At 66.2% G+C, this 12838-nt stretch carries 12 protein-coding genes and 1 other RNA gene; 3 read left to right on the top strand and 10 right to left on the bottom strand.

Annotated elements, in window-relative coordinates; translation table 11 throughout:
* Positions 1-126: 126 nt before the first annotated feature.
* The 9 genes from ssrA to prfB form a co-directional block, all read right to left on the bottom strand.
* Positions 127-495: a transfer-messenger RNA gene (ssrA, locus tag RMCN_RS02995) on the bottom strand.
* A gap of 112 nt (positions 496-607) precedes the next feature.
* Positions 608-1447 carry a maleylpyruvate isomerase family mycothiol-dependent enzyme gene (locus tag RMCN_RS02990; RefSeq protein ID WP_067387165.1) on the bottom strand — a complete coding sequence of 280 codons (840 nt, stop codon included), beginning with the start codon at positions 1445-1447 and terminating at the stop codon, positions 608-610.
* A gap of 19 nt (positions 1448-1466) precedes the next feature.
* Positions 1467-3749 (bottom strand): putative bifunctional diguanylate cyclase/phosphodiesterase, encoded by a 2283-nt coding sequence (locus RMCN_RS02985; RefSeq protein ID WP_234787547.1) that lies wholly within the window; start codon positions 3747-3749, stop codon positions 1467-1469.
* Positions 3750-3882: 133 nt separating this feature from the next.
* Positions 3883-4389 carry an SsrA-binding protein SmpB gene (gene smpB / locus RMCN_RS02980; RefSeq protein WP_064345948.1) on the bottom strand — a complete coding sequence of 169 codons (507 nt, stop codon included), beginning with the start codon at positions 4387-4389 and terminating at the stop codon, positions 3883-3885.
* A gap of 2 nt (positions 4390-4391) precedes the next feature.
* The gene (ftsX, locus tag RMCN_RS02975; protein WP_064394402.1) at positions 4392-5288 is read right to left on the bottom strand and encodes a permease-like cell division protein FtsX; all 897 of its coding nucleotides are present in this window, start codon (positions 5286-5288) and stop codon (positions 4392-4394) included.
* Positions 5288-5977, bottom strand: coding sequence for a cell division ATP-binding protein FtsE (ftsE, locus tag RMCN_RS02970; protein ID WP_067387333.1), 690 nt, complete (start codon positions 5975-5977; stop codon positions 5288-5290). Before ftsE ends, ftsX begins: the two co-directional genes overlap by 1 nt.
* A gap of 36 nt (positions 5978-6013) precedes the next feature.
* Positions 6014-6463: an Rv3103c family proline-rich protein gene (locus tag RMCN_RS02965; RefSeq protein ID WP_067387163.1), complete on the bottom strand. Its 450-nt coding sequence runs from the start codon at positions 6461-6463 to the stop codon at positions 6014-6016.
* Entirely contained in the window at positions 6460-7437 is a 978-nt protein-coding gene (locus tag RMCN_RS02960; RefSeq protein WP_165604403.1) for a mechanosensitive ion channel family protein, read from the bottom strand. Before RMCN_RS02960 ends, RMCN_RS02965 begins: the two co-directional genes overlap by 4 nt.
* Complete coding sequence (prfB, locus tag RMCN_RS02955) at positions 7430-8536, bottom strand: peptide chain release factor 2 (RefSeq protein WP_067387160.1); 1107 nt, start codon at positions 8534-8536, stop codon at positions 7430-7432. Before prfB ends, RMCN_RS02960 begins: the two co-directional genes overlap by 8 nt.
* A 163-nt stretch (positions 8537-8699) precedes the next feature.
* Here prfB and RMCN_RS02950 point away from each other — a divergent pair, with 163 nt between their 5' ends.
* Positions 8700-10076, top strand: a complete 1377-nt coding sequence (locus RMCN_RS02950; protein ID WP_067387157.1) for an FAD-dependent oxidoreductase — start codon at positions 8700-8702, stop codon at positions 10074-10076.
* Between the two features lie 64 nt (positions 10077-10140).
* Here the strand turns inward: RMCN_RS02950 and RMCN_RS02945 are convergent, their stop codons facing one another.
* Complete coding sequence (locus RMCN_RS02945) at positions 10141-10512, bottom strand: hypothetical protein (RefSeq protein ID WP_067387155.1); 372 nt, start codon at positions 10510-10512, stop codon at positions 10141-10143.
* Between the two features lie 23 nt (positions 10513-10535).
* Between RMCN_RS02945 and hisN the strand changes: the two genes are divergently transcribed.
* Together hisN and RMCN_RS02935 are read left to right on the top strand one after the other, a co-directional pair.
* On the top strand, positions 10536-11330 hold the full coding sequence (gene hisN / locus RMCN_RS02940) for a histidinol-phosphatase (protein WP_067387153.1): 795 nt from the start codon (positions 10536-10538) through the stop codon (positions 11328-11330).
* Between the two features lie 96 nt (positions 11331-11426).
* Complete coding sequence (locus RMCN_RS02935; protein WP_064412597.1) at positions 11427-12830, top strand: acyl-CoA dehydrogenase family protein; 1404 nt, start codon at positions 11427-11429, stop codon at positions 12828-12830.
* Positions 12831-12838: the final 8 nt, after the last annotated feature.

Below are 12838 nucleotides of genomic sequence, written 5' to 3'. Positions count from 1 at the left end.
CTGGACCGGCCGTTCAACGTCGAGGCGCTGTAGGACGGCCTGACACGCAAACGCCTTTGGCTTGGCTGCACATGCGGCCGCAACAAAGAAGGCCAGAGCGAAATGCGCTCTGGCCATCCCCGTTCACAGTGGAGCTGCCGGGAATCGAACCCGGGTCCTACGGCGTTCCCTCAAGGCTTCTCCGTGCGCAGTTCGCTATGCCTCTACTCGGATCTCCTGATCACGCGAACAAGTCAGGATGACGATCCCAGTCGCTGTTTGATGTCCCGATGAGTCCCGCGACCGGACCCACCGGTTTATCCCTCTAGCTGATGCCAGACACCGGGTCGAGGGCTCTCCCGGGCTGACAGACACGCAGTCGCTTAGGCAGCGAGTGCGTAGTCGCGCTGATTGGAATCGGCGCTTAATTGGTTGCAACGACGCTTACGGTGGTCTCTTGCCTGCACCGGCACGCTTCCCTTGATTCGACGCTCGAAGTCGAAACCGTTCAGCCCCTGTGTAGTTGTCTAACAACGCGCCCGCCGAAGTACGGCAGGACATTTCATCCTACGCGACCTACAACACCGCACACCACGTATTTATGCCCGCGCCGGATCAAAACCGCTGGTCAGATCACGTAGTTGAGGTGATCGACGACACGCCTGCCGACCTCCTCATCCCCTCCGTAAGCGATCGCGTCGTGATCCAACGCGACTCGCCCACCGGCCAGCCGCGCGAACAGCAGCGCATCAAGGGTGATCGTCGCCGTCGGTTGGGCGCCGCCGAAGTCCTCGACCACCTTGCCGCGCCCCTCGACCGCGACGTTGATCGTCCTGCCCAGCGGCCCCGTCAGCACCATCGACACCCGTGAGCCGTCGGGCGCCCCGCCCAGTTTGCCGACCACAAAGCCCATACTGGCCGCCATCTCGTCGAGCGCGAACATCGCGGGCGTGCCCGTCGGGTCGGATGCGGGCCGCCCGAGCGCATCGCGGATGTCGTGCTCGTGCATCCAGCAATCGAAGATCCGCACCCGCATGAACCGGCCGTAGCTGTCCGGGCCGGCCGGCGTCGCCGTCACCTGGTTCCACTCGTCGTCGCTCAGCGCGGTCAGCGCCGCACGACGCTCGGCGGTGATCGCCCGAAAGCGGTCCAGCAGCTCCGCACCGCTGATCGTCCGCAGCGCAAGCACCCAACGTTCGTTGAGCACACCGATGTCGTTGCGCACGTGCTCGAACAACGACACGTCCACATCGGACTCCGGGGTGTCCATACCCGCCAACATCGATTCGGTGCCGACCATGTGGGCCGTCACGTCGTGCACCGTCCAGCCGGGCAGCGACGTCGCCGCCTCCCAGTCGGAGTCGGACAGACCCGCCAACAATCCGTCGATCGTGCGCCACTGCGCGAACAGCGCATCGAGGACCGCGGATTTGTCGAGCTTCGTCACCGGACGCGAGGGGCTGCTCACCGCCCGACCGTACCGCTCGTCACGGACCGCCGTGGACAGAACCCACAGCGCTACGGTGTGTCAGCGGCCAGACATTCGGCGGCAATATCGGCGATCGCCGCGGGCAACCCGAACAAATACCCCTGAGCAACGAGCAGCCGGCGAGAAACACCATCTCGGCCTGCTCGGCGGTCTCGATGCCCTCGGCGATCACTTCCAGGCCCAGCGGAGCGCACACCGCGATCACCGACCGGTACAGCGTGGCGGCCTGGCCGCGTTCAGGCCCGGCCAACAAGCTGCGGTCGAGCTTGACGATTTGAATGGGTAAGGCGTGCAGATAGGTCAGCGAGTTGTAGCCGGCACCGAAATCGTCCAGGGCCACGTTGACCCCAATAGCCTTGAGCCGCCGGATCTGTGCGGCCGCCTCGTCGACATCGACGATCGGCACGGTTTCGGTGATCTCCAGCGTCAGCCGGCTGGGCTCCATGTCGTAACGCGCCAGTGTCGCTGCCACCACGTCACGGAAACCGCCGTCGCGCAAGCGTGCCGCCCCGATGTTGACCTGCAGATCGAGACGCACGCCTGCCGATGAGACTTCCCGGCAACTCCGGTCCAGCACCATCGCGTCGAAGGCTTCGCCGAGTCCCGCGGCCTCGGCGGCGGCCACGAACGTCTCGGGCGGTATCTGCGTGCCGTCGGGCGCCGTCCACCTCGCCAACGCCTCGACGGCGATCGGAGTCTCCTCGGGCAGCCGGACGATGGGCTGATAGACCAGTCTGAACCCATCCGGCGGGCCGCCGTCGGCGTGACGTAACGCGGTGGGGAAGTCCACCGCCCGGCCGGTCATCGACGGGTAGACGACGGCGATGTCTTTACCCAGGCGCTTGCCCTCATACATCGAGTGGTCGGCCTTGCGCAGCAGATCGTCCGGGGTCTGGCTGTCTTCGTCGGCTTCCAGCCGAACCAAGCCCATGCTCGCACGGATCCGCACACTGGACCCGTGCACGGCGAACGGCTCTCGAAGCGCCGCCCGGACGCGGTCGGCAACGACTTCGGGTGCCGCCGCGTCGCTGTTGATCAGGATCGCGAACTCGTCACCGCCGATGCGCGCCAGGGTGTCGGTATCCCGCACGCATCGACGGAGCCGTTCGCCTACGGCGCGCAGCAGTTCATCACCGCCCGCGTGCCCGAACCGGTCGTTGACGTCTTTGAAGTCATCGAGGTCGACGAAGATCAACACGAAACCGCCTCTGGATGCCGCGGTTTCGAGCTGCTTGCCGAAGAACAACCGGTTCGGCAGCCCGGTCAACGCGTCGTGATGGACCTGGTGCGCGAGCAGGCGCTGGGCGTCGAACAGCCGCACCGTCAACCTGTGCTGCGCGCGCATCGCGAAGGCCTGGCGCGTGGCGACGAGCACAACCATCACCACCGCTCCGACGACGAGCACCCCGTCGAGTTCTCGGCCGATCATCACGTGATAGCCGTAAAGTATTGCGATTCCGGCGAATCCGGCGTACGGCAGGATCAACTGCACCCAGTCCATCACCCGATCGTCGGCTTGCGCGCCGGCCTCCGACTGCGGGCTCGGTGCGGCGAGTGAGTAGATCACCAGCACCAGCCCGAGGATGAATGCGCCACCGCCCCACAGGTCACCGTTCTGCACGTCGACGGTTCGGAAGTAGGCCACCATCCGGTCCGCGGCCGCGAGCAACATGACACCGCCGCTCAGCAGGAGGCAGTTCGCGCGGTAGGGCCGGCCGGGCCGGTAGAGGCTGGCGAAAAACACGCCCGCCACCACCGTGCACAACTGCAGCAGCGAGTAGATCACCAGAATGGTGGGGTTGTCCGACCGGGGGAACGCCGCTGCGGCCAGTCCGCCATAGCCGGCCAGGTAGGACAGCAGCGAGAACGAGATCGCCGCGACGATCCCGTCCAGCACGAAGGCGACGAGCGAATAGTGATGCACCGGAACCTCGGGGGTGCCGGTGCGCCCGACACCGACGCGTCCGAGCACGATCACGGCCGCGACGATGAGCACCGCGGGGAGCAGATACGCCACAATCTCCCGCGCACCGGCCACGCGACCGGGGTCAGAGCCGCCCCCCGTCCACCACAACAGCTCACCGATGAGCCAGCTCAGGCACGAAGCCGCGATGAGGACTCGCCACCATCGAGACGGGCCGTCGACCTTGCGGGCAACCACGAAGCCGCGGACAACGATCACGGCGCCCAGGACCGCCTGCACCGCGATCATTCCCGCCTCGGCGCGGTCGTATCCCCACGGGGCCAGCGCGTTCACCACGACCAGCAAAAGCAGGGCCACCAAGACGCCGTAGCGCCAACGATGACCCCTGACCGACACGCCTTCCCCGCCTTTCCGTTCGTCATGATGCCAAACGCAACGAAGCGCTCATGGCGGCTCGGCGCAAATTGTCGAGTTGATCAGCCGGCGGCGATCAGGCCATGCCCTTGGCGCGGCGCCCCAACTCGCGGGTGATCTCGCGCTGCGCATCACGACGCGCCAGGTCCTGACGCTTGTCGCGGGCCTCTTTACCGCGCGCCAGCGCCAGCTCCACCTTCACCTTCCCGTCGGTGAAGTACAGCGACAGCGGCACGAGCGTGAGGTTGCCGTCGCGGATGCGGCCGATCAGCTGGTCGATCTGCCTGCGGTGCAACAACAGTTTTCGGTTGCGCCGCGGCACGTGGTTGGTCCAGCTGCCGTGGTGATATTCGGGGATGTGCAGGTTGCGCAGCCACACCTCGCCGTCGTCGACGGTGGCGAACGCGTCGGCCAGCGATGCCTGCCCGTCGCGCAGGCTCTTGACCTCCGTGCCGACCAGCTGAATGCCAGCCTCGAATGTCTCCAGAATCGAATAGTTGTGGCGCGCTTTGCGATTGGTCGCGACGACCTTGTTGTTGCTGGACCGGGACGGGTCGGCTTTCTTGGCGCCCTGTTTTGGCATGGCTACCTTCGTATGTAAAGCCGCAGTGTGACGTAGGCCGTGATCCCCGACATCGCCAACCCCAGGAAGAGCATCAGCGGGGCGCTGAAATACAGCACGTCGGCATAGTCGACCTTGGCGATCAGATTCGCTTGATAGAACTGGTTCAGCGCATTCTCCAAGAACAGCGCCCGCACCACTATCAGCCCGATGATCGCGATGACCACACCGATCAAGGCCGCAAGCATCGCCTCCACCAGGAACGGCAACTGCGTGTACCAGCGGCTGGCTCCGACCAGACGCATGATGCCGATCTCGGTGCGTCTGGTGTACGCCGCGACTTGGACCATGTTGGCTATCAAGAGCACCGCGCCGACCGCCTGAACCAACGCCACCGCGAACGCGGCGTTGCTGATGCCGTCGAGGACCGCGAACAGTCGGTCGATCAGCTCCTTCTGGTTGAGCACGTTGAGCACACCGGGCTGGCCGACCATCGCCTCGTCGAATTCCTTGTGCTGCTCGGGGTCGTCGAGCTTGACGATGAACGACGCCGGGAACGCGTCGCGCCCCGCCACGTCCTTGTACTGGGGGAACTTGGTGATCGCGTCCTCGTAGGCCTCGTCACGGTTGAGGAACCGCACCGAGCGCACGTCGTCGCGGTCCTCGATCTGCTGACGCAGCGCCTTGCACGGGTCGGCGTCGCACGAGGGGTCGTTGGCCGAGACGTCGTTGGTCAAGAAGACCTGGCTCTCGACGCGGTCCAGGTAGATGTTGCGGGACTGGTCGGCCAGCCGGACGACGAGCAGGCCGCCGCCGAACAGGCCGATCGAGATGGCGGTCGTCAGGATCATCGCCACGGTCATGGTGACGTTGCGACGAAATCCGGTGAGAACCTCGTTGATCAGGAAGCCGAAGCGCACTAGCGATCCATTCCGTAGACGCCGCGCTGCTCGTCACGAATCAGCCGGCCGAGTTCGAGTTCGACGACCCGCTGACGCATCGAGTCGACGATGTGGTGGTCGTGGGTGGCCATCAACACCGTGGTCCCGGTGCGGTTGATCCGCTCGAGCAGATCCATGATGTCCTTGCTGGTCTCCGGGTCCAGGTTGCCGGTGGGCTCGTCGGCGAGCAGCACCAGCGGCCGGTTGACGAACGCGCGGGCGATCGCGACGCGCTGCTGTTCGCCGCCGGACAGTTCGGCGGGCAGCCGGTTGGCCTTACCCGACAAACCGACCATCTCCAGCACGTCGGGCACCACCCGGTTGATGGTCTCCGCGCGCTTTCCGATCACCTCGAGGGCGAATGCGACGTTTTCGAAGACGCTCTTCTGCTGCAGCAGCCGGAAGTCCTGGAACACGCAGCCGATCACCTGGCGCAGGCTGGGGATGTGGCGTCCGGGCAGCTTGTTGACGTGGAACTTCGACACCTGGATGTCGCCGTGGGTCGGCGTCTCCTCGGCCAGAAGCAACCGCATGAACGTCGACTTGCCCGAACCCGACGGCCCGATGAGGAAGACGAACTCACCCTTGTCGATCTTGACCGAGACGTTGTCGAGCGCGGGTCGCGCCGACGACTTGTACTGCTTGGTCACGTTGTTGAGGGTGATCATCACGGGTCGCCAGTGTAGCGGTGAAAGGGTGCCGCCCTAGCTGGGCGGAGTGGTCGCCGGTGGTGGCAGCAGTTGCGGCACCGGGGGCACCAGCGGCGTGTCGGTCGTCGGCGGCGTCCCCTCGGGGCCGATGGTCTGGGTGATCGGTTGCCGTGGACCCGGGCCGTCCGGGTCGGTCACCGTCGTGGTCGGCGTGGTCGGGGTCTCGGTCGGGCTGGTGGTGGTTGTCGTCGGCGGGGTCGTCGTCGTGGTCGTGGTGGTGGTCGTCGTCGGTTCGGTGGTCCGGCGCACGTTGGTGCGCGGCACCCAGGTGTAGTTTGGGTCCGGCACGAACCCGGGCGGGACCACCGCCGGCGCGGGGGGTGGCGGTTCGGGGGGCTTGGGCTCGAACGTCTGGTTCACCCAGAACAGCGCAACGAACGCCGCGATGAGTACCACCGTCGACATCCGCATCCGGCCGAAACGGGCCGTCAGCCAGTTCCTCACTTCTTCTGCTCCGCCGAGCCCTGTGTCTGGTGTTCGGCTCCGTCGGTTGTCGCCGGGTGGACGATGGCGCCCACCATCGGCGTGGCACCGTCGGTCGGCGACACGATCCCGGCGCGGCGCAGCGCGGCGATGACCAACACGCGGATGCGACGGCCGACCTCGAACTGCTTACCCGGCAGTGTGCGCGCGACCATCCGCAGATTCACCGTCTCGAGCCCGATGCTCTCGACCCCCATCAGCTGTGGCGCGTCGAGCATCAGTGCGCTGAGCTCGGGATCCTCGGTTGCGTTCTGCGCGACGGTGTGCAGGAGTTCGTTGACCTCGTTGAGGTCCGACCCCGTCGGCACCGGAATGTCGATGACGGCGCGCGCCCAATCCTTCGACAGGTTCAGCGATCGAACGATGTTGCCGTTGGGGATGGTGTACATCTCACCTTCGGCGGTGCGCAGTTTGGTCACCCGCAAGGTCACCTCTTCGACCGTCCCCAGCGACTCCTCGGGCGCACCGACCATGCTGAGCTGCACCAGATCACCGAAGCCGTACTGCCTTTCGGTGATGATGAAGAAACCGGCCAGCAGGTCCTGGACCACTTTCTGCGCACCGAAGCCCAGCGCGGCGCCCAACACCGCCGCGGGCGCGACCAGCGACCCGATCGGGATCGCGAGCGTGGCGGTGATCTGCACTGCCACGATGATGAACAACAGGGCGACCGTCACCCACGAGATCACCGACGCGACGGCCTGACGATGCTTGGTGCTCTCCGAACGAACCAGCTGATCGCTTTCCAGGTACTCGGCGTCGATGCGGCTCACGATCCGCTGCGCCGCCCAGTTGATGAACCGCGCAGCCAGCAGCCCGCCAATCAACAACAGCGCGATCGTCACACCGCGGTCGAGAATCCAGTTGCCGATGTTGCCCTGCCAGAAGCCCTCCCAGCGCTCCCCCAGGGACAATGCGATCAAATCGTCATCCATCATCTTGACTCTTGCGCCAACGGATACCCGCCTCGAGGAATCCGTCGAGGTCGCCGTCCAGCACCGCCGCCGGGTTACCGACCTCGTACTCGGTGCGCAGATCCTTGACCATCTGGTAGGGGTGCAGCACGTACGAACGCATCTGGTTGCCCCACGAGCTGCCGCCGTCGCCCTTGAGGGCGTCCATCTCGGCACGCTCCTCTAAACGCTTACGTTCCAACAACTTTGCCTGCAGAACCCGCATTGCCGAAACCTTGTTCTGCAACTGCGACTTCTCGTTCTGACAGGTCACCACGATACCCGTCGGGATGTGGGTCAGCCGGACCGCCGAGTCGGTGGTGTTGACCGACTGGCCGCCGGGACCGCTGGACCGGTAGACGTCAACGCGCACATCGCTTTCCGGGATGTCGATGTGGTCGGTGGTCTCCACCACCGGCAGGACTTCGACGTCGGCGAACGATGTCTGCCTGCGGCTCTGGTTGTCGAACGGGCTGATCCGTACGAGGCGATGGGTGCCCTGCTCGACCGACAGGGTGCCGTAGGCGAACGGCGCGTGCACCGCGAACGTCGCGCTCTTGATCCCCGCCTCTTCGGCGTAGGAGATGTCGAACACCTCGACGGGATAGTCATGCTGTTCGGCCCAGCGGATGTACATGCGCATCAACATCTCGGCCCAGTCCGCCGCGTCCACCCCGCCGGCGCCCGAGCGGATCGTGACGACGGCCTCGCGCTCGTCGTACTCGCCGGACAGCAGCGTGCGGACCTCCATCGCCTCGATGTCCTCGCGCAACTTGCTCCGCTCGGAGTCGGCTTCTGCCAGTTCCTCCTCGCTGCCGTCCTCGGCGGCCAGCTCGTACATCACCGGCAGGTCGTCGAGGCGCTGCCGGAGTTCCTCGACGCGCCGCAGCTCCCCCTGGGTGTGCGACAGCTCGCTGGTGACCTTCTGCGCGCGCACCTGGTCGTCCCACAGGTTCGGGTCGGAGGCCTCGTGCTCGAGCTTCTCGATGCGACCGCGGAGGCCTTCGACGTCGAGCACCCGCTCCACCGTCGTGAGGGTGGAGTCGAGGGCAGCGAGGTCGGCTTGACGGTCAGGATCCACGGGAGTTCAGGTTACCCGTGAGCCGAGCCACGCCGGTTCTCGCGACTGGCGGCAACGAGGCCCGTCCGCGTTCTAGCATCGGATGCGTAACCAGCCGGCCCCGACGCGACAGCCCCTTGCGCGAGGCCGGGCAGCGACAAGGAAGCTTCGACAAAAGGTGTCCATGCGCCCCTACCACGTGGCGATCGTCGGCTCGGGACCTTCGGGTTACTTTGCCGCGGCGTCGTTACTCAAGTTCGCCGATTCTGAAGACGACGCCAGCCAGAAAAGAGATGTGCGCGTCGACATGCTCGAGATGCTGCCCACCCCCTGGGGGCTGGTGCGCTCGGGTGTGGCGCCCGACCATCCGAAGATCAAGTCGATCAGCGCCCAGTTCGAGAAGACGGCGCTGGATCCGCGATTCCGCTTCTTCGGCAACGTCGCGGTCGGCCAGCATGTGCAGCCAGCCGAGTTGGCCGAACACTACGACGCGGTGATCTACGCCGTCGGCGCGCAATCGGATCGGGCGCTGGGGATCCCCGGTGAGGACCTGCCCGGCAGCGTCGCCGCCGTCGATTTCGTCGGCTGGTACAACGCCCACCCGCATTTCGAGGAGATCGCACCGGACATCTCCAGCGGTCGAGCCGTCGTGATCGGCAACGGCAACGTCGCGCTGGACGTGGCGCGGATCCTCGTCACCGATCCCGACGTGCTGGGCGCGACCGACATCGCCGACCACGCGTTGAAATCGCTGCACGACCGCGGGGTGGAGGAGGTCCTCGTCGTCGGGAGGCGGGGGCCGTTGCAGGCGCCGTTCACCACGTTGGAGTTGCGCGAGCTCGGGCACCTCGAGGGGCTCGGTGACGTCGACGTCATCATCGATCCCGCCGACTTCGCCGACATCACCGAGGACGACCTCGAGGCGGCGGGCAAGACAGTACGCAACAACATCAAGGTGTTGCGCGGCTATGCCGAACAGACGCCGAAGAATGCCAAGCGGCGCATCGTCTTTCGCTTCCGCACCTCCCCGATAGAGATCAAGGGAGACAGTCGCGTCGAATCGATCGTGCTGGGCCGCAACGAGCTGGTCGAGGAGAACGGCCGCATCGTCGCCAAGGACACCGGGGAACGCGAGGAAGTGCCGGCCCAGCTCGTGGTGCGCGCCGTCGGCTATCGCGGTGTGCCGACGCCCGGCCTGCCGTTCGACGAGCGCAGCGGCACGATCCCGCACACCCGCGGACGCGTCGAAGGCAGCCGCAACGAGTACGTCGTCGGCTGGATCAAGCGCGGGCCCACGGGCGTCATCGGCAGCAACAAGAGCGATTCGCAGGAGACCGTGGACACGCTGATCGCCGACCTGGCCGGCGCGCAGTTGTCCGAGTTCGATGAGAACCATTCGCGGCGGTTGGCCGAATGGCTGGTCGAGCGGCAGCCGAAGGTCGTCACCGATGACCACTGGCGGCTGATCGACGAATACGAGCGGTCAGCGGGGGAACCGCACGGGCGACCGCGCGTGAAGCTGACCACCGTGGCCGAGATGCTGAGGATCGGGCACGGCTGAGCGTCGGCTCGTTTTTGCGCGGACGGTTGTGGTCGGCGCGGATTGACGACCCTGCGTGCAAAGTTCAGGAGTAGGGCGGCGGCGTCGGCGGCGGCGGCGCGGCGCCCGGTGGTGGGGCCTGCGGCGCGAATCGCCAGTTGTCCGGGTTCTTCGGCGAGTAGACGACGGGAAACAGTTGGCCCATCGACGGCCAGTCGTCGACGTCGACCTCGAGCCGCTGGTACACGACATGCTCGTTGACCGTGGGCCCGTTGATGACGCCCGTGATCGTGACGTACTGCGGTCCGGTGACGTCGGTCGGGCGCGGGCTGACGCCGGTGACCAGCAGTTGACCCGACGGCCAGTCAGTCGGTGTACCGCGACGGCGCATCAGCATCGGTCGGGCCAGCAGCACCAGCGCACCGACCAGCAGCAGTATCACCGCGAATTCCCACATCCCGACATGGTAGGACGACAGGCATGGATTCCGAGGCTGACGATCTGACACTGGCGCTGGCCCTTGCCGACGCAGCCGATGTTCGGACCATGGCCCGCTTCGGAGCGGTCGACCTCGTCGTCGAGACCAAACCCGACCTCACCCCCGCCACGGACGCCGACCTCGAGGTCGAATCGATGATCCGCGCCCGACTCGACCGGGAACGACCCGACGACTCGGTGTTCGGCGAGGAGTTCGGCGGCACGAAGGAGTTCGTGGGCAGGCAGTGGGTCGTCGACCCGATCGACGGCACCAAGAACTTCGTCCGCGGCGTGCCGGTGTGGGCGACGCTGATCGCGCTGTTGCACGACGGCGTACCGGTGCTCGGCGTCGTGAGCGCGCCCGCGCTGCACCGACGGTGGTGGGCGGTGACCGGACGGGGTGCGTACGCGCAAGTGTCCGGGCAGTCGGAGCGACGGCTGAGCGTGTCGAAGGTCGACGACCTCGGCTCGGCGAGCCTGGCGTTCTCCAGCCTCTCGGGGTGGGCCGACCGTGGCATCCGCGACCGGTTCGTCGCGCTGACCGACGCGGTGTGGCGGGTGCGCGGTTACGGCGACTTCTACAACTACTGCCTGGTCGCGGAGGGAGCCGTCGACATCGCGATGGAGCCGGAAGTCTCGACGTGGGACCTGGCACCGCTCGACGTCCTGGTGCGCGAGGCCGGCGGCCGCTTCACCAACCTGTCAGGTGAGGCCGGACCGCACGGCGGCAGCGCGGTCGCCACGAACGGACTGCTGCACGATGCGGTGCTGCGTCGGTTGTCGCCGCCCGAGCTGTGAGTTCGACTACAACTTACTTGTGAGTCAGTTCGGATACCTTACTCTGGAGTCAGTTCGACGAGTTCGGACGTCACAAATCAAAGCGAGGCAGACGAAATGAGTAAAGCCCTGCCGTCGAAAAACGGATCCAAGCCCAAGCGAAGCGACAAGGAAAGCGCGGTCGGCCTGAAGAAGCACAAGCGCTCCGCGACCGATCTCGGGCTGGCGCTGGTCACTCCCCTGGTCGGCCAGGAGTTCCTCGACCGCTACAACCTGCGCGACCCGCTCAACCGCGGATTGAAGTACGGCGTCAAGCAGGTCTTCTCGTTCGCCGGTGCGGCCAGCCGACAGTTCAAGCGGGTATCGGGCAGCCAGAGCGGACCGACGCGGCTGAAGAAGAGCGGTTCGGATTACTTCGACCTCACCCCCGACGACGAGCAGCAGATGATCGTCGAGACGGTCTGCGAGTTCGCCGAGGAGGTCATCCGTCCCGCGGCACGCGAGGCCGACGAGTCCGCCGACTACCCGGTCGACCTCGTCGCGAAGGCATCCGAACTCGGCATCACCGCGATCAACGTGCCCGAGGATTTCGAGGGCATCGCCGCGCACCGCGCAGCCGTCACCAACGTGTTGGTCGCCGAGGCACTGGCGTACGGCGACATGGGGCTGGCGCTGCCGATCCTGGCCCCTGCCGGGGTCGCGTCGGCGCTGACGCACTGGGGCAGCGCCGATCAGCAGGCCACCTATCTGAAAGAGTTTGCGGGCGAGAATGTTCCGCAGTCCTGCGTGGCGATCGCCGAACCGCGGGCACTGTTCGATCCCACCGCGTTGAAGACCACCGCGGTCCGGACTCCGAGCGGTTACCGCCTCGACGGGGTCAAGTCGCTTGTGCCCGCCGCCGCCAACGCCGAACTGTTCATCGTCGGGGCGCAACTCAACGGCAAGCCGGCGCTTTTCATCGTCGAATCGTCGTCGAAGGGCCTGACCATCACGCCCGATCCCGGGATGGGCATCCGCGGAGCGGCGATCGGGCAGGTCGAGCTCGACGGGGTCTCGGTGCCGCTGTCGGCACGCCTCGGCGAGGAGGAGGCGCCACCGATAGAGACAGACCGGATCTACTCGGAGGCACTCGCATTGTCGCGGCTCGGCTGGGCGGCGCTGGCCGTCGGCACCGCCCACGCGGTACTCGACTACGTCGTCCCATATGTCAAGGAGCGGCACGCATTCGGTGAACCCATCGCACACCGTCAGGCCGTCGCGTTCATGTGCGCCAACATGGCGATCGAGTTCGACGGTCTGCGCTTGATCACGTGGCGCGGCGCGTCACGGGCCGACCAGGGCCTGCCGTTCGCCCGCGAGGCGGCGCTGGCCAAACGGTTGGGCACCGACAAGGGCATGCAGATCGGCCTGGACGGCGTGCAGCTGCTCGGCGGCCACGGCTACACCAAGGAACACCCCGTCGAACGCTGGTATCGCGATCTGCGCGCCATCGGCGTCGCCGAGGGCGTTGTAGTCATCTGAGCGAAAGA

Source organism: Mycolicibacterium novocastrense (genome assembly GCF_001570485.1).
In the GTDB taxonomy this organism is placed as follows: Bacteria; Actinomycetota; Actinomycetes; order Mycobacteriales; family Mycobacteriaceae; genus Mycobacterium; species Mycobacterium novocastrense.
This window is presented reverse-complemented; position numbering and strand designations above follow the sequence as displayed.

Coding starts and splice junctions, on each gene's coding strand:
- smpB (WP_064345948.1), bottom strand. CDS start 4,389: ATGCCAAAACAGGGCGCCAAGAAAGCCGACCCGTCCCGGTCCAGCAAC.
- ftsE (WP_067387333.1), bottom strand. CDS start 5,977: ATGATCACCCTCAACAACGTGACCAAGCAGTACAAGTCGTCGGCGCGA.
- RMCN_RS02960 (WP_165604403.1), bottom strand. CDS start 7,437: ATGGATGACGATTTGATCGCATTGTCCCTGGGGGAGCGCTGGGAGGGC.
- RMCN_RS02950 (WP_067387157.1), top strand. CDS start 8,700: ATGCGCCCCTACCACGTGGCGATCGTCGGCTCGGGACCTTCGGGTTAC.
- RMCN_RS02945 (WP_067387155.1), bottom strand. CDS start 10,512: ATGTGGGAATTCGCGGTGATACTGCTGCTGGTCGGTGCGCTGGTGCTG.
- hisN (WP_067387153.1), top strand. CDS start 10,536: ATGGATTCCGAGGCTGACGATCTGACACTGGCGCTGGCCCTTGCCGAC.
- RMCN_RS02935 (WP_064412597.1), top strand. CDS start 11,427: ATGAGTAAAGCCCTGCCGTCGAAAAACGGATCCAAGCCCAAGCGAAGC.